Origin of the sequence: Desulfosporosinus lacus DSM 15449 (assembly GCF_900129935.1) — a bacterium.
GTDB classification, from domain to species: domain Bacteria; phylum Bacillota; class Desulfitobacteriia; order Desulfitobacteriales; family Desulfitobacteriaceae; genus Desulfosporosinus; species Desulfosporosinus lacus.
The window spans coordinates 219,629-236,868 of record NZ_FQXJ01000008.1 but is presented as its reverse complement, the minus strand read 5'-3'; the positions used below and the strand labels follow the sequence as shown (position 1 = coordinate 236,868).

At 37.5% G+C, this 17,240-nt stretch carries 18 protein-coding genes; 2 read left to right on the top strand and 16 right to left on the bottom strand.

Annotated features, from left to right (window positions below):
* Together BUB11_RS13200 and BUB11_RS13195 are read right to left on the bottom strand one after the other, a co-directional pair.
* Nucleotides 1–225 (bottom strand): helix-turn-helix domain-containing protein (locus BUB11_RS13200; protein ID WP_143187572.1); only part of this gene is annotated, 225 nt, incomplete at its 3' end.
* A 520-nt stretch (nt 226–745) separates the two neighbouring features.
* Nucleotides 746–1,552, bottom strand: coding sequence for a hypothetical protein (locus BUB11_RS13195; RefSeq protein ID WP_073030227.1), 807 nt, complete (start codon nt 1,550–1,552; stop codon nt 746–748).
* A gap of 79 nt (nt 1,553–1,631) precedes the next feature.
* Between BUB11_RS13195 and BUB11_RS13190 the strand changes: the two genes are divergently transcribed.
* Nucleotides 1,632–2,873, top strand: a complete 1,242-nt coding sequence (locus BUB11_RS13190; protein ID WP_073030226.1) for a hypothetical protein — start codon at nt 1,632–1,634, stop codon at nt 2,871–2,873.
* A gap of 69 nt (nt 2,874–2,942) precedes the next feature.
* Here BUB11_RS13190 and BUB11_RS13185 read toward each other — a convergent pair whose 3' ends face one another.
* The 5 genes from BUB11_RS13185 to BUB11_RS13165 all read right to left on the bottom strand — a co-directional run bounded on the left by BUB11_RS13185 (nt 2,943) and on the right by BUB11_RS13165 (nt 7,365).
* On the bottom strand, nt 2,943–3,830 hold the full coding sequence (locus tag BUB11_RS13185) for a GNAT family N-acetyltransferase (protein ID WP_073030225.1): 888 nt from the start codon (nt 3,828–3,830) through the stop codon (nt 2,943–2,945).
* Between the two features lie 21 nt (nt 3,831–3,851).
* Nucleotides 3,852–4,775 carry a DUF2156 domain-containing protein gene (locus BUB11_RS13180; RefSeq protein WP_073030224.1) on the bottom strand — a complete coding sequence of 308 codons (924 nt, stop codon included), beginning with the start codon at nt 4,773–4,775 and terminating at the stop codon, nt 3,852–3,854.
* A gap of 125 nt (nt 4,776–4,900) precedes the next feature.
* Nucleotides 4,901–6,271 carry a D-serine ammonia-lyase gene (dsdA, locus tag BUB11_RS13175; RefSeq protein ID WP_073030223.1) on the bottom strand — a complete coding sequence of 457 codons (1,371 nt, stop codon included), beginning with the start codon at nt 6,269–6,271 and terminating at the stop codon, nt 4,901–4,903.
* Between the two features lie 84 nt (nt 6,272–6,355).
* Nucleotides 6,356–6,826 (bottom strand): CBS domain-containing protein, encoded by a 471-nt coding sequence (locus BUB11_RS13170; protein WP_073030222.1) that lies wholly within the window; start codon nt 6,824–6,826, stop codon nt 6,356–6,358.
* A gap of 419 nt (nt 6,827–7,245) precedes the next feature.
* Nucleotides 7,246–7,365 carry a DUF4023 family protein gene (locus tag BUB11_RS13165; protein WP_073030221.1) on the bottom strand — a complete coding sequence of 40 codons (120 nt, stop codon included), beginning with the start codon at nt 7,363–7,365 and terminating at the stop codon, nt 7,246–7,248.
* 374 nt (nt 7,366–7,739) lie between these two features.
* On the opposite strand from BUB11_RS13165, the gene BUB11_RS13160 reads away from it, so the two are divergent.
* On the top strand, nt 7,740–8,093 hold the full coding sequence (locus BUB11_RS13160) for a hypothetical protein (protein ID WP_073030220.1): 354 nt from the start codon (nt 7,740–7,742) through the stop codon (nt 8,091–8,093).
* A gap of 107 nt (nt 8,094–8,200) precedes the next feature.
* Here BUB11_RS13160 and BUB11_RS13155 read toward each other — a convergent pair whose 3' ends face one another.
* The 9 genes from BUB11_RS13155 to BUB11_RS13105 form a co-directional block, all read right to left on the bottom strand.
* On the bottom strand, nt 8,201–8,749 hold the full coding sequence (locus tag BUB11_RS13155; protein WP_073030219.1) for a phosphohydrolase: 549 nt from the start codon (nt 8,747–8,749) through the stop codon (nt 8,201–8,203).
* Between the two features lie 646 nt (nt 8,750–9,395).
* The gene (locus BUB11_RS13145) at nt 9,396–10,526 is read right to left on the bottom strand and encodes an ATP-grasp domain-containing protein (RefSeq protein WP_242947543.1); all 1,131 of its coding nucleotides are present in this window, start codon (nt 10,524–10,526) and stop codon (nt 9,396–9,398) included.
* A gap of 15 nt (nt 10,527–10,541) precedes the next feature.
* Nucleotides 10,542–11,378, bottom strand: a complete 837-nt coding sequence (locus BUB11_RS13140; RefSeq protein WP_073030217.1) for a class I SAM-dependent methyltransferase — start codon at nt 11,376–11,378, stop codon at nt 10,542–10,544.
* Between the two features lie 640 nt (nt 11,379–12,018).
* Entirely contained in the window at nt 12,019–12,273 is a 255-nt protein-coding gene (locus BUB11_RS13130) for a hypothetical protein (RefSeq protein ID WP_073030215.1), read from the bottom strand.
* Between the two features lie 369 nt (nt 12,274–12,642).
* Nucleotides 12,643–13,503, bottom strand: coding sequence for a DegV family protein (locus BUB11_RS13125; RefSeq protein WP_073030214.1), 861 nt, complete (start codon nt 13,501–13,503; stop codon nt 12,643–12,645).
* A gap of 105 nt (nt 13,504–13,608) precedes the next feature.
* Nucleotides 13,609–13,899: a DUF3846 domain-containing protein gene (locus BUB11_RS13120; protein ID WP_073030213.1), complete on the bottom strand. Its 291-nt coding sequence runs from the start codon at nt 13,897–13,899 to the stop codon at nt 13,609–13,611.
* A 216-nt stretch (nt 13,900–14,115) separates the two neighbouring features.
* The gene (locus BUB11_RS13115) at nt 14,116–15,348 is read right to left on the bottom strand and encodes a (Fe-S)-binding protein (RefSeq protein ID WP_073030212.1); all 1,233 of its coding nucleotides are present in this window, start codon (nt 15,346–15,348) and stop codon (nt 14,116–14,118) included.
* Between the two features lie 23 nt (nt 15,349–15,371).
* Nucleotides 15,372–16,214: an FAD/NAD(P)-binding protein gene (locus BUB11_RS13110; RefSeq protein ID WP_073030211.1), complete on the bottom strand. Its 843-nt coding sequence runs from the start codon at nt 16,212–16,214 to the stop codon at nt 15,372–15,374.
* Nucleotides 16,214–17,230, bottom strand: coding sequence for a 4Fe-4S dicluster domain-containing protein (locus BUB11_RS13105; protein ID WP_073030210.1), 1,017 nt, complete (start codon nt 17,228–17,230; stop codon nt 16,214–16,216). The genes BUB11_RS13110 and BUB11_RS13105 overlap by 1 nt, the downstream gene beginning before the upstream one ends.
* Nucleotides 17,231–17,240 lie beyond the last annotated feature (10 nt).

Below are 17,240 nucleotides of genomic sequence, written 5' to 3'. Positions count from 1 at the left end.
ATCAGTGGCTAGGCAAGTTTTAATGAATTCCATCACCTCATCGGTTACCACATACCTCTGACGACCACTTATTCCTTGCCGTTCCCATGGGACCAGTGATCCCTCACAGTATTTCTTAACCGTATTGCGAGATATCCCAAGCAATTTTGCTATATCCCTCTGTGACTTGCCTTCATGCTCATGTAGATAGCGTATCTTTTTATAAACATCCACTTCTATTGACACCCTTTCACCCCTGTACGTCAGCTTCTTACTGATCTAAACTATACAGGTTTTTTATAAGAAGTGGCTCACTTTTTTCCTGGCGTTACTCTTATTTTTGGCTCACTTTTATTTTAGCGTTTATAACTCAAGGTTATCCGTCCCAAGGATATTCCCCCCAGGGATATAATCAAGATTATAGAGGACAAATGCCTTTACAATCTGCATGGGAAGAACCCAAAAAAGGCGGACTAAAAGGTTTTATAAGCAATCTTATGGCAAAACGAAAGAGGTAATTCAGATCACCTCTCTACTTCTGTTATTATTCATTTCGAGGATTGAGAGCATCGTTGCAAACGGGGAGCTACTACTCCCCGTTTTCTCATATGAGTATTTATTCTAAGAACAAAGAAAGGTGTAGACGCTTATCAGAAAAAATCAAACCTTCCACATCAAGTGTAGAAGGTTTCAGCTTATCACACAAAGCACATCCACTCATATCTTGTCCATATTATGAGTTAGATTTGATTTACCCTGCGAAAGGCTATGCATACTTCGAAAAGTTGATTTCCTCACTCTTTTTTTGGGATACCTCTCTATAGATCTCTAATACTGCTTTATTAATAACTGCTCCAAAATAGGCAGTAAGAACTACTCCAACGACAATGCCATTCTGACCCATTCCGGCCAAAATAATAATCACTATACCTATAAGGGAAAACAAAAAGCCAAAAACAAAGGCCATTTTGATTGTTAATCCTAAGTTTTCAAACAAAAAACTAATTCCGAGCTTAAAATTATCCTTGAGGCTTACTTTATCTACTACTATTGAGTATTGGACATAAACAAGGATGATAAATATGAAATTTAAATAAAATAAATTTACCGATATAAATACCCCAAGTGAAGGAATAATCCCTAAGAGGGTTAGGACAAAGAACTTAAACCATAATTGATTACCATCACGAAGAAAGTCCTTGAATGTTACTCCTTTGTGTCCAGCTTGACTTATAACGGATAAATAACCACTGTGTAAAAAACTTGTGATAAGAACAAACGACAAAAGGAGCAAAATATTAGTCGGGTTTATTTGATTTATAAGACCTCGAAAACCGCTTGAATTATACTGAAAGAAGACAGAAGGAAAATCCTCCAAAGTGTATCTTATACTAGGTGGAGATGAAATAAACCCTAACTTAAATACAAATTTTGATAAAGGCTGATACTCCGTCTTGAAAATCCTTTCAAAAAGATTAAGTTCTCCAATATCGATTATTAGAGGCAGCAAAATGATCCAAATAACCTTATGAATTGATTGAAACTGTTTATTCAACATATCTGTTATAGACATTTTTTACTCCTTTTAGCCCATTAAATTGTGGTATAATAGTTAATTATACCATATTATGGAGGGAGTATTGGGTTAGTCTATGAAAAAATACATTATGCTCTTATTTACACTTGTGGTGATGATAGCTACTGTTATTACTCAAATATCAGAATACAAAACGCATCCAAAACCTGAGTTCAGGGAGCCTTTTCTGGACATTAAATCTACAAAGTTCGGCCAAATTAAAAATATTGTTTGGTTAGATAACTTTGTATTAAGTGAAAATGCGGTCTTAGTCTTAGCCACAAATCATAAGAATAATATTGACTACTCTTCTTTATCATATTTAGATATAGCTAATGGTGAGAGTAAACTCTTAGCGGAATTTCCATCTCACCAATTCCTTGACAACATTATATTGTTTGATAATCGCCTCTCTCAAAATAATGGTATAATAACAGCTTTCAATGAAGGAGTTGTTAAAATTACTCTCAATCGGGATGACAACCACATTTTATTCTCCGAACAAGAATTCCTGCCTATAGAAGGCTTTGAGGAAGCTAGCAGTATAGATTTAAAAGGTGATCTCTATTACTCTAAACCAAATGATCATTTATTATATGTGAAGCATTTTGACCAACCATCTTTCTCTTTTTTCATGAATGATAACGAAGTTGTTAAGGATATGACCTACTTACGAAAGCCCTATCAAATAGTCAATGCTAATATCTTAGACCGTAAACTAACCTATACCTCTCTCACTGCTAATGGGATCGACCTCTATGCCATGGATTTTGATGGTACTCCCATGGCTAACTTTAATAGGCCCATTATGAAAAACGTCATTAACGCTCAAGGTATCGAGGATAGTTTTGGTTTTATTGGAATGAATTTAAGTAAGGATTCCTCTGTTTCCTCTGTTGAGCAACCTTTAAATGTTTTTATGGCTCGAAGATATAAAGCTAATTACGATAGAATACTTGTCTTGGATACTATTCCCTTTAACACTGACCCTCTAGGTTCAGCACCGGCCTTGGATTCGACTACCTTTAATGACGACTATTCTGTTGTCTATACCAGCTATGATGAAAGCCACAAAGGCAAGCTCACAATATGTAATTATCAGCAAGAACCCAAAGTTATTCTTGAAGATGAGAACCTCTTTGGACCAGTTAGTATTGATAGAAAAAGTATTCTTGATCCTACTGATCCTTTGGTTAAAAGTGATATCAAAAACGCATACATTCTCTATTTCACCTTAGAAAATGACAAGGTTAGAGTGAATATCTGTGATCAGAATGGAAAACCTGTGAAGGATATTACAAATATAATCATGAACTAATAAAAGATCAAAATCCCTCTTATTGAACGTGTCAATGAAGAGGGATTTGTGTTTGTGAGTTTTGCATCTCTAATCGAAGGCAACCCCCAGATACCCTAAATCTTCTGGCATTATCACCGTATCTATGCCACTCTGGACCCTAATCATTCCGAAAGGACGAATGGAGCCTCCTAATTGCTGACCTATGTGGGGTGAGGTGCGCAGCACATATTCTTTTGCAGTAAGTTGTTGCACAATTTGTTTGACAGCTGTGTTAAGGAGATCATCCGGAAGTAAGATTTCTTTGATTAGCACCTTGTCAGAAGTAATTCTTTCAACTGCTAAACACCCCTGCATGTCTTCAATATCTACGGCGTAGATATCTGCCCCAGAGAGCTGGGACAGTTTTTTCTGGTAGGAAATGTTCTCATCAGGATACGAAATATAAAAACGGCCGTTAAGTTGGCTATTCCTTCTGCGATTATAATCCTCAGAGGTTATTGGTAAAATCGTACAAGGGAACGGCTTAGAGACAGGCAAGCTATCTGCTCCCTCTCGACTAAATAGAGTCTCCCTAATATATAATCCGTCCTGGTAGCCTTGTTTTCGATAATACTCAAAAAGCTGAGTGTTAGCTGGAACAAGAACAGCAAGTTCCTCCTTTCTAGCCCTGAGAAACTGGTTGCTATAGTCCATTAATTGAGTAGCAAAACCTCTGTTCTGATATTTCGGGTGGGTTGCGATAGCGTAGAACATGGCTGTATTAAGGCTTCGGTCATTTGGAAACACTGTTCTGACAGGTATCATCGTAAGCATAGATGCAATCTCTCCATCATGAAGCAATACAACTGTTTCATCCTCTTTATATCGATTGGTAAAATAGAGATCGATATAACTGTCGGGATCTCCAAAGCAAAGTTTCCATATTTCTTTTTGCTGAGCCGTCTCACCTTTTCGGGCCAGTCTGATCTCGCACATTAAATATAATCTCCATCTGCCTTAAACGGCTAATTCTTTAAGTTCAAAATAAGTAGCCCAGTATTTCTCCTCCATTTTATCTGGATGGTAAGATAACTTGGCTTTTCTTAATCCCTCAAAACCCATATCCTCCTCACGGTTGACATATAGGAGTTGAGGGTAGTTCTTTTGGATAACCGCAGCAAACTCACGGTTGATCATTTGATAGGCACCCGCTATCTCGCCAAAGGCTTTTTCAATATGGATGACATAAGTATCTGAATTTAGTTTTTCTCCCAATGTGAAAGCAATTACTTTCCCCTCTGCACGAATAAGCCCACCTTCTAAGCCAAGTTCGGTGAAATTATCAAAGCAACGCTTTACAGCGCATGTTTCATTGGCGATCTCATGCTCATTCTCATTATGAATATTGAGCTTACACCATTGCAGGTTCATTTCCCAGCATTCGGCCAGGTTTGCTAATGATATCGGTTCAAAACTCCAATCAGAATTCACCTTAATAAATCGGTTGATATAATTGCGCTTAGAGTGAAGCTTATTCCCCTTCAATGTGACTAGCTTGTCCAGAAGATAAACATAATCAAAGTTATCACGCATTACTTTATACTCGAAGTTATCGGGAAAAATTTCTTTCATTGTTGCGATATTTTCGGGTGATATTCCAGCTACTACAAATTCTTGCCCATTGGAAACTGCGTCTTGTTGCAAAGCCTCAAAGACAGTTTTGATATCGCCCGTACCAGCAGGGAAAAAATAATAGGGAGAATCATTCATAACTCCTTTGACCACAAGGAAATCATTTACTTGTGCAACCCGATACTTATAGACTTTCGACCATGCAAATATGTTTGTAAAGTTTTGATGACAACCACGCATATCAGCAGTGACAAGAAGGGGGTCTATCCACTTCTTGTCGGTTATTTCTATTTCTTTAAAGTTAATCATTTTATCCTCCAAATTAGTATCCTGTTTTTACTCTTACTATATAATTTGCTACTTATAAAATCGGTATTCAACTCTGGCGAGTTCACATTTTAATTACTCCCGCTGCAGAGTCAATATTAGGCGTATTACAGATTGAGCTTAGATGATGAAAATAAGTCGACACCTTTTTGGTAATAATTACTCATTTCTGATTGCGGCACCATGTTGCCGCCGGTTGCCCAGATAATATGAGATGCATTCTGGATTTTGTCTGGTAAACCTTGGTCTATTACATATTTGTTTCCTGCATTCGTCATGAATAAATTGAACATACCGGGAGCACCTGCCAACGCTGAGGGTTCAACGAATATTTTTTCTGTATCAGCCATAACACTCAACATTCTATACAACATATTATCCTTTACAGTGTAAATGCCGCTTAACAGATTTATCATTGTTTTTCCGATAAATCTTGAAGGTCTGCCTACAGCTAATCCGTCTGCATCCGTGATGTTATCAATTCCAAAGTCCTGTACGCATACTTTATCATGTTCACCTGTCATGCATCCTATTAACATGCTAGGTGAATGAGTAGGCTCCGCAAAGAAGCAATGCACATAATCTTTAAAAATTAGCTTTAAGCCAAATGCTACTCCGCCGGGTCCTCCTCCAACACCACAAGGAAGGTATACAAATAATGGATGGTCTTTATTCACAACAACCTTTAGATCTTTAAGTTGTTCTTTTAGCCTTAGTGCTGCAACAGCATACCCTAGGAATAGATTCATTGAATTCTCATCATCAATAAAATAGTTTTTCGGATCGTTATCCGCCTGTCTTCTACCCTCTTCGACAGCTTTGCTGTAATCCGATTGATATTCAATCACGGTAACCCTTTTGCTTCTGAGAAGGTCCTTCTTCCATTGCTTTGCATCGGCAGACATATGAACAGTTACATTAAATCCTAATTTAGCACTCATTATGCCGATACTTAATCCCAAATTTCCTGTAGAGCCAACAACAATAGAATAGTGGGAAAAGAAATTTCTAAATATATCATTATCTAAAACCGAATAATCGTCTTCCCTAGAAAGCATTCCAAATTCAAACGCTAAATCTTCTGCATGCTTAAGTACCTCATAAATTCCGCCTCTTGCTTTGATTGACCCAGAAATAGGGAGATGGCTGTCACATTTGAGCAACAAGTTTTCACAAATCACTTCCTGGTTAAATATTTCCTCCATTTGTTTTTTCATGCGAGGAATTCTGATAATAGGTGACTCTATAATACCACCTTGTTCTTTTGTCTCCGGAAAGACTTTGGCGATATATGGAGCAAATTTTTTCAGTCGTTCGTCAGCAGCTTTTACGTCTGCTTCAGTGAGGGAAATCTTTAAAATGGCGTCGTTATACGCTTGATATTGTGGATTTATCCAGAATACTTCGTTAGTATTGATTATTTCAGTAAGCAATGGATATTCTTGTTGCCAACGCTCAATACTTTTTCCTAAAATCATATTAATCCCCTCAAAATTTCAGATAGCTTCTAACTTAGTATGTGATAGCCAATTCTTTCGTTCAGCAACCTTGTTGCTGATTGTTTAATCTTGAAGTTCAGTAAACGAACTTGGTTTAGGCCTTTCCAGAGTATTCACGGTGTCTGTTTTTCGTTGGATCAAGATTTTAGAACAGTATTCAATGATTTCTCGACGACGTACAATTCCGATAAAAATCTGCTGATCATCCACGACAGGCACAAAATTCTGCACTACCGCTCTGGAAATCAAATCCTCTATTTGGGCTTCGATGGTTACCGGCAAATTCTGAACATGTTGTTTTACTTCGCTTAGGAAAATATCCTCCGTGTTTTCAAAGGACAAACCGGGCGTATTTTTTAACTTCCAGAGTAAATCTCCTTCTGTTATCGTTCCTGCATATTTTCCTTCGTCATTAATGAGAGGGACCGCCGAATAGCTATGATACTCCATTCTTTCCAAGGCTTGACGCATCGTTGCATTTTCTTTTAAAAAAACGATGTTCTTTTTAGGTATAAGAAAAAATGCTACATTCATTATATTTACTCCATTTCGGCTATCTATTATAAAACTAAGATTAATTATATACCATAGTTAGAAATACTGAAATGAAACTTTGGTTTTTTGAGTTACATAATTATAGCACCGACCTTCTATTTTTAGAACATCAGTGCTATGTTCATTCATTACCCTAGAACTCAAACTTGGAGCCTGTAAATTGTTGATCTAAAATTCACCTATTCCAGCCTCTTTTACCGTAGTCCATAGTTGTTGATTAATAGCGTGTACTAAATAGAAATCTATGGAATCTGTCTGAAAAAGGTTTGATTTGGCATTTAATCGCTCCACTTAGCAAAGTATAACCACGTGTTCATTTTGTGATTATATGAGTACATAGTCACAATGTCAAGCTTGTTAATAAACCATGATCTTGAATGACCATGGTTTATTAAGATCTATTTGTTAGTACTGTGCTGCTTACTGGGTAACTTCTTAGCTGGATTTTCATTATCTTGATGTTTCTTGTTTTTTTCAGCTTTTGCTTGAGCATCCTGTATTTTAGCCAATTCATCCATTGATTTACCCTCCCTTGATTACTGAACCTTTTCTTACTTTAACCATACGCCCATAAAAACATGCCCGAAAATATATAAAATTAATCAATCCTATTCCCTCGTGTCCTCTAACTGGCATACCTCTACAATATAGTAAAAAACAGTTATGTATTCAGTAATGAGGATATAATATTGGGGTTATTGTTTGATTTTTGGTAAGATAAACAAATACTGTTGTTTTTTTCAGCAATCTATAGTATAATAAAAAAGCGAATAAATCAATTCATAAATTATTTGAATTCAAAGCAACCTGACTGGCGGGACTAGGAGCAGAATCCATCCCAATGGTTGTTGCTTGTTTTTTATTTGGGTGTCACTTTGAAAGGAGTCAAGTAATGAGCGATAACATTTCTATGAAAACTGAGCTCTCAAGGTCAATTATTGAGAGGTATTTAGAAAGAAAATTGAAAGATACTGAAATTCTTCACCATCTTAACGAAGTCAATGATGACGACAGAACTGCAAACCTTGCAGTGTTCATTGATAGCGCTCATCATGCGAAATTCCACAAAGCCAAAAGGAAATCTCTCTATATCCCTGAAGTCGGACGCACCAGAAAAGAGATCGAATCTAAAATGTTAGAGAAGTATGGAATAGTTTTTTATGGACCGTTATACAATAGTGACAGAGAAAAAATGCTTAAAAAGCTGGCAGAACGAACTAAAAGAGAACTAGGATTAATCAGCTAGCATATAACAGCTTACTCAACTATTTCTCATAATTTATTGGTACACTGAAGTTTATTCACTATTCCCCAAGGCGACTATAAAAATGTTCGCCTTGGGGAATATCATTTTTAGGCACTTCGCATACCAATGACTGAGAAATAGATAGCAAGGAATTCCTGTTCTACACTGGCAAAATCCCTTTGAGAGAAGTCGGGTTCTGTCGCCTTGTCTGGTGGAATCTCGAATATCTGAAATTTCATTAACGTTTCAAACTCATAGTGAAGAAGGGTATCATCAACAGCTTCGATATGCTGTCGCTCTTCGGTCGATAAATCACTCAGACCGAATCTGTCATAGATAACACTTTGTAATTTCTCCTCAATAGCAAAATACTCAGGCATGTTACGTTTAACAGGTCGTGTTAAATCAGATATATAGCTTTCACTGGCATCATGTAGAAGGCAACCAAGTTGTTCTCGTTTGGAATATCCTCGACTTTTTGCCTCTTGAAAGCAATGAATTGAGTGCTGTGCAACTGAGTAAAAATGGCTGCAATGACCATTAGCTCTAGTCATTAACGATAACGAGTGAGCTATATCCTCTATCTTAATGTCTTCTTGTACAGGTTCCAGTGGAAAAAACTTTATTTTTGAGTATGTCAATATATAGTCGGACATTATGCTTCTCCATTTCAAAATTAGATTTTTGGAATGGACTTAATTATACCATCTCCTTGGATAAATTGTGTAAGAAGAGTGAAATGTAGTTTAAAGTAACAATAGCATAGATCAGCAATATTATAAAACCCGCGGGCATTGAAAAACATTCAATATTTTTTTATTTTGCAGGTACCATGGGTGAGAAGCTAAATTTGTCTCAACCACTTAACGGAAGTATAATACATTATAATAATGCTGATTACAGGAGGAAGCCACTATGTTTTTAGTTGACAAAGAGGCCTTGGAATATATCAATTCCAAGGCAAATTCTATAGTTATTGACTTGAAGCCAAATCCGTCTTCAGGCGGATGATGTCCCAGTCCAAACGTAACAGGTCGTTACGTTCCAAAAATCTCTATCAGAGAACCACATTCAAATAGACAGCTCGAATATAATGTTCTCGACCAAGATGGAATTAAAATCTACTATTCAACAAAACTTAAAGTAAGAGACGGCTATTCGGAAATTAAAATTAAACTGAGAAAGTTGTTATTTTTCAAATGGTTGGAAATAGAAGGAGCAAGTATAAAGAAGTAAGAGATATTTAGAAACATCTCCAAGACTTCCAGGCGATGGACATGACTCAAACAGGACGTTGGAAGCTTAGGGTATCGCCAAGGTTGGCACAATTTCATAGTTCTCAGTAGTTCGTATTTGAAAGCCCCAATGAATACAGTCCGGAGTTGTTACGGTCTCTCCCATAAGCAGCTTAATAGCAAGATCTAGGAAATTCACCCCTGTAAAACAAGATTTATGAATCCCTGCTGACATACGGGTGTTTATTTCTATAAGATAGGCCTTGCCTCTGTGATACTTAACTTGAATATTGTACAGATAACTCAAGGAGAATTCCTTAGTTAGTTTTTGAGCTAGAGCAATCAAATCTTCTCGATATTCAATGTTCTGGCGATACAGGTCTAGCTTCCTCCTAGGAATAGCTACGATAAGTTCGCCCTTATTCCCTAAACAATCAATGCTAAACTCATCTCCTTCCAAGTATTCCATTACCATAAAAGGGTTTATATCAATAGAGTTCTGTAATACCCGCACTATCCTATCCATGGCGATTGTCGGACCTGTTGTTTTATAAAGCTCATCTACTTCTTTCATATCCTCTAAGATTTGTTTGAAGCCATCTCCGCCAATTCCTGAGATAGGCTTCAAACAAGAACTGCTTTTATTTTTCGTGATATCATCATGTGCTTTTTCAAAGTCCACATAGTTTCTTATACAAAATGTTTTTGGGATAGCGACAATATCAGTATCTTTTAAAGCTTCGTACGTTTTAAATTTATCGTCAAGAAGTTGGTAAGTTGCACTGTTCCCGATAAACATCACCTTAACTCCCAGTTGTTCAAACTGTTCCTTAAAATTGATTAAAGTGGTTACATTATATCTTGGTACAAACAAGTTGATATGGTGTTTGAAACAAAAATCCAAACAATACTTAACATAGTCGCTTCCATCAAGAGACGGCTCCACTTCGAAATAATCTGCAACCTCTTCTAGATAGCTGTTTGCACAAACGTGAGAAATATAGATCTTAAACTTATAAGAATTATTATTGCTTAAAAAGCTTTCTATAATTTTGTAAGTTGAGGAAAAACAACGATTAAAATAAATATTTGTTGTCACTTGTTCAAGGCAGTTTTCTTTAGTTTTGTTATACATAATTAATTTGCTTCCTCCTATAGGTCCACTCATAGGATTAGCAAAATTGTAAAATACATACATTGCATACGAGCATTGTTATGCTTTTCTTCGAAATAAAACTTGCCAAACCCAATCCTTGAATCCCAATTTCTTGAGAGTGGGTTTGCGACCATAAATAAGGCCAAATCCAAAGTAGCTGCGATTCTTCTTCATGAAGCCGGCATTCTTTTGTAATCTGGGCAATAAATTAGGCTGTCTTTTGATTTTAGTGGTAAGGTCTTTTATCAGTAACCAATCCTTTTTGAGTTCATTCATAACAACATTGCCATTATCTTTTAATGCTTGAGTATTTTTAATTTCAACATCCTGAAATCCAGCTTGCTCTAAAGCATTATGCCACTCTTCGAAGGACAATGGATTAGTGCCAAAACCGAAGCACTGTTCCATCTGATGTCGAAGATTAGCAGGCAATTCTTTTAGCAATGCCATTTCTAGGTCAGCTACTCTCCCCTCAGGCTTTAATATTCGAAAGAATTCCAGATAAACTTTGACTTTATCTAAAAAAACGGTAATAGATTCAGCAATTACTAAGTCAAAGTGGTTATCGTTAAACGGCAGATCATAAACATCTGAAACACAAAATTCAACCAAATGAGATACTCCTTCTTTTTCAGCCCTCAGTCTTGCTTTTTCAATCATTTGAGGACTAATATCTACGCCTGCAATTTTGCATCCCACTGTTTTTGCTAAATGACAAGCTGTTAAACCACTTCCGCATCCTGCGTCTAGCACATATTCCTCAGGTGTGACTTGTATTGCATCTAAATTGAGTTTGGTAGCAGGAAAGCCTCCCGGATGGGAACTTCCTATTCCAAGCCAAGCAATCAGTTCAAAATAGTTCATTTCCTCCACTCGTTTGTTTTCATATACCATGTATGACCCTCCTTCCGAAGGTATATGGTATTATATTCCATGGTCGAGCTTGCTTGAAACTTGTTCATTCTTCATAATAAGAAAACTAATTTGAGTACTGTAGTACATATCCATAAGAAGACCATATAGGCGAGAAAGCAAATTATTGAATCCTCATGTTTATTTGCAATAAGATCAGAACAGAAAATTATGCCTATTACTGTTAAAATTAGATCGACTAGAACAGATATTGTGTAATTGGCTATTGAATCACCACTGTAATGTGCAACCAGTAGATCTAGCGCTGAAAGGACAGATACAGAGATTAGAAACGTATTAGCTAATAATGTCAATTTAGATTTTGTTCTAGATTCAGTTTTTTCATTAAAACCCAATAGACTTGCTTTTGAGACGGACATTGTATTCCCTTCTTTCATTAAACTATTTAATGATTTAACTATAGCACCGTGTACAGACAAACAAATGTTGCGGCAAGTCAGGTCAAGAAGTGAGCTTAGACAGAACAATAATCCTGGTAAAAACAAAAGACAGATAAGTTACCGCCCAAAAAGCGGTAGCTTATCTGTCTGAACATTTCTATATTCTTTTGTATCTTCAAATCCTAGAAAAACTATAACCTAGGTAAAGAATAGGCTATGAGTTATCTTATTTTTTTCACATCAATCGTATCATGAATCACTTCAGATTTTATATCGATGATTTCCCCAAAAGTATAGACTTGCGACCTTGAATTAGGGTGTTTAGGTAATTTCTTTTTCGGAAAGTAATGTCGATAAATTCCATATAGACTTAGCGTTGCTGCACCAACTAAAATAATCCCAAAGGAAAAAATCACAGTGGTAATAACAATAAATAGAATCGCAAGGGACCATAGAATTCTATTAAGTTTTGGCAATGCGAAAACCTCCTTTATCTTAACCCTCTTACCATCCTCTTACATTGTATCACAAGTCCTTACAGTTTTAAAATCAATCGACCACTTCAACTAATTCTCCATCCTCAAAATTGATATAGAAACTGGCTTGACGTGTACAACCTTGCACACCACATGTGCCGCTTCAAACATTTTCCAGCATGCTACGTTTAATCTTATATTTCCCTGCGCAGATTCTGCATATTTGGCTCCATGCTTTTGTTCCGTCAGCATGCTTGGGATTAGCGTTTTTAAATATTATTCCATTGTATTCGTACATCATGATTACCTATTACCTCTTTCTGTGCAGTTAGTTAACTTCGATTGGAGTATCATTCACCCTATATTATATCATTCTCTCATAGCATTTTCTGTATAATAAGCAATTGCAATTGCACCTGGACCTACATGTAACCCGATGACCGGTCCAATATCCATGACATCTATATCAACTTTCAAATTTTCCTTGATTATTTTAGCTAGTTCTATCGCTTCATCGAAACAATTAATATGCAAAACGACAATTTCTCCTAAACCATACAAACTTACATCCAGCATCATTCTATCAACCATAGCCTTAACAGCGTTATTCTTCGTTCGAACTTTCGTTAAAACCGTTGTCTTACCGTCTTCTACAGTTAAAATCGGAATAATTTTGAATAAATTTCCGATTAACGCACTAGCGCCACCAATTCTGCCGCCTTTTTTCAAGTACTCCAAATTTTCAGGAATAAATAAGAACCTGCTTCGTTTGATATTTTCTAAGGCCGCTTCTTTAACCTGCTCCAGGGTTTTGCCCGCCTTAGCAGCTCTGGCTGCTAAAACAACAGCAAATCCAAGTTGCATGCAGTTTGATCTAGAATCAACTATCTCTATTTGGGCATTTTCATATTTCTCTAAAACCATGGCTTTTACTATTTGACCAGTTGATACCGTACCACTCATATCTGAAGACAAGAAGATGCAGCAAAGGCTATCCCCCATCTCAATCGCACTTATCATTTCTTGATACATTTCCCCAACTGAAGGTTGTGAAGAGGTTGGAATCCCTTTTGCATCCATCATTGTGTAAAACGTCTTGTTATCTATGTCAATTTCCCTCATACTATCATTTCCAAACGAAAGATTTAACGATACCATTCTTATATTTAATTCTTTTCTAGTATCTTCTGGCAAGTAGCTTGTGCTATCTGTCAAAATCTGTACAGCCATCCTTTTAGCTCTCTTTCATTACATGCTAATATGCTGAAATGCGCATGTATTAATTATATCTATATTATAACCTTTATTAACTCACTGTGTAATTTGTTTAAGAATTTAACTATAGACTTCCGATAGTGTGGTGATATCTTCTTGTCTAAGTGATACAGGTTCTGGAGGATCTACTCGGACAATGATGAAAGTTCCCTCAATATCTGATCTTCTGAGGGGCTTTTTGAGAAGAGGTTTGTTGCCATTGTATATTATTGAGCACCCAGGACGCACACTCTCTGCTATCTCAAGATAACCTCCGATTGTCAGTTCAAACGCTTTAAGGTTATTGGGCATTTCTCGAATATCCGGAGATTTTCCAGGCTCCACTACAAGAACCCTTATCCATTTAACCATTTTTCCTCCTCCAGCCTCCTTCAATAAAACAAAGTGAAGGATTATGAATTGATAAGACATTCTATCAGATTCTGAACTATACGGGAAGCAAAAAAAGCCCCGTACGCGCGGTTATTTTTCCGCCGACGGGGCTTTCTGATTCACTTTAAAATAAAGCAAATACTATTTTGGCTAATGCCACGGTTCAAGACATTCAGCAAGGACAACCAGACTGGTCTACTCTGCGGCAGGACTCTCCGGTACATCATCAGGTACTAATGCATTTTCAATGAGAGTACTGAGATGGTGCATTTTCATTTTAAGCTTATAGAACTTATTCATGTCATTAAACTGGTCAATACAGTTGTGACAGGGAATACAGCCAATTTTTGCCCCGGTAGCCAATAATTGATCAACTTTAGGTTTTGCTTTAATCATACGCTGCTGTTTGGTGGCAGCTACGGCTAAAGCGCCACCGCCGGCTCCACAACAAATGTTATACTTGCCATCAGGATTCATTTCGCGATAATCCTCCACAACATGTTTAATAACATAGCGTTGCGGTTCATAGACTCCTTCTTTACGAACTGTATTACAAGGATCGTGCATGGTCACTGGGAGAGGATTTTTGCTCTTATCCAGTTTTAGTCTGCCTTCTTTAATCCAATCAGCGTAAATTTCAACAATGTGGCGGACAGGGAATTTTTTTCCCTTCCAGAAAGTACGCTCAAACATTTTACTGGAGCGGAAAGCGTGACCACATTCTGTGACGATGAGTTCTTTAGCATTTAAGCGCTCTACTTCTTCAAAGAGCGGACGAGAAATTTCTTGGAATTCATCATTCTTTCCTGTGAACAGACAGATATTCGTTGCGTCCCAACGTTTACTGCTCAGGGTATAATTTGCTTTCGCAGCGTAAAAGACATGTAAAATAGTCTGCAGTTCGTGAGGATAATGCTTGACCTCTCTGGCATTAAAGCCAAACATAAAATCTGCATCAGGCTTGTCGATAGGTATTTTATAATTTGGATCGTTCAGTTCTTTCTGAAGTTCCTCCTCAAGCCATTCCAGGGTTTCGTCATAATCTAGTTGCTCTACAGCCATTTGGTTACCTGTACGGATATGGTCATCGGCAATAATTTGTAAATGACCGGGAGGTACCGGAGTTTTTCCTCGGAAAGCTCTTGTTATAGCTGCAATATTTACACCCATCGGGCATTCTACAGTACATCGTTCACACATATTGCAATTCCAAACAAAAGGATCGTTAACTAATTCTTCTCGCATGCCAAGGGCTACCTTGCGAATGAATTTACGTGGGTCTTGATCCTCAATTAAATCACTATACTTACATCCAGCCAGACACATACCACAAGAAAGGCAATTGGAAAAATCATAGCCCTTTAATAATCCAGCCAGTTCATCACGCAGAGTAGGATCTAAGTCTTTAACTCTAATGGGTTCAGCCATTCTTACTATCACCTCCGACTTGATTAATATTCATTCGGTAATTCTTTTAATTGAGCCATGGAGAAGACCGGACCATCTTTACATACATATTCTGTACCAATATTACAACGTCCACAGATTCCCAATCCGCACTTCATGCGCATTTCTAAGGAGGTGTAAATACTCTCAGGAGTAAAGTTTAATTTTTCAAGGACCGGTAAGGTAAATTTAATCATGGCCGGTGGTCCGCAAACGACAGCATAGGTATCAACGGAAGAAGGAGCAATTTGTTCCGTGATGCTGGGAATAAAGCCTACGTGTTTAGTCCAGCCTTCTGCCGGTCGGTCAATGGTGGTTATCAGGTTAATATTTGGATTGTTTTCCCACTCGGCTAATTCTTCTTTATAGAGTAATAAGCCGGGGTTTCTGGCACCGTAAATAACTGTAATATCACCATAGTCACCACGATGTTTGTCATCCAACATATATTTCGCCAGTGAACGTAGAGTTGTAAAAGCAAAACCTCCACCAATAATAACAACGTTTTTCCCTTTAAACTTTTCTAGGGGATAGTAATTACCCATCGGTCCTCGGACCCCTACCATAGTTCCTTCTTCCATGAGATGTAAGGCATTGGATACGCATCCTACTTTAGCAACCGAAAACTTTAGAATTCCAGGCTCAGTCGGAGAGGTTGCAATTCCAAAGGGCGCTTCGCCATGACCATAGGCACTTAGTTCTGCAAACTGCCCCGGCATATATTTAAAGTTTTCTTCATCTTGTTTATTGAGAAACTCCAGTGTAAAGGTATTGATCAGCTTATCTTCGGTTTCTACTAAATTTTTAACGAGTTTCATGGTTATTGGGATATATGGATTCAGTTGCATCATTCCACCACCAATTCTGCTTTGTTAGCCCCATCAATGACTTGTCGGATATCCATATTAACTGGGCAACCTTTTATGCAGCGACCACAGCCTACGCACGACATAGACCCATTGTTATGGACAAAATAGTTAAACTTGTGCATCATCCGTTGACGCCAACGAGCCTTTTTATTATCCCGCGGGTTATGACCAGATCCATGAAGTGTAAAGAGCGGGGCCATACAAGCATCCCAAGTTCGAACTCTCGTGCCTTCATTCTTGCGCACTTCCTCGGAAATATCGAAGCAATGGCAGGTAGGACATGAGAACGAACAAACATTACATCCAATGCACTTTTCTTGGAGAGTATCCCAGTAAGGATTATTAAACATCTTGTCCAGCTTACTGGTGGTGGTTGAGACATCGACCTTGCTCGAGGTCTCTGCATCCTTAATTTTGTCAACTAATGCTTGTTCATCTGCAGAAAGTTCAGAGAGCTCTTCGAAACGAGCAGCTACGGCTTTCCCTTTCTCAGTGATCACTTCTACGTCGTAGGAATCTCCAAGATCTATTAAAAAGATATCGGACCCTTCACTGCCAGCCGGAGAAAGACCAAATGAGGAGCAAAAGCAAGTAGGAGCAATTTTGTTACACGCTACCCCGATTATGACAGATTTATCTCGGCGTTCAAAATAATAGGGGTCTGTATACTGATCATTTTTGAAGACCATATCTAAGAGTTGCATCCCTTTAGCATCGCACGGTCTGATTCCAAAAAGAACGGTATTATCTACCTTAAGCTCGCTCTTAACGGTTACATCTTTACCCTCTTTTTTATAAGACATGAGTTTTTCATGTTGAGGAAAAAAGAAGGCTTTGGGAGGAAGTTTAGAATTTAGATAATCTTGCTTAACTTCTGAGAAGCTTTTGACTCCTTTGAAAGCAATTCCGTTAGCATCACTAACCGGAGCAATTATTTGGTACTCAGCGACTAAAGCATCAAATGCCTGGCCAAATTTTTCTTTACTTATCTTCATTATCTTCACC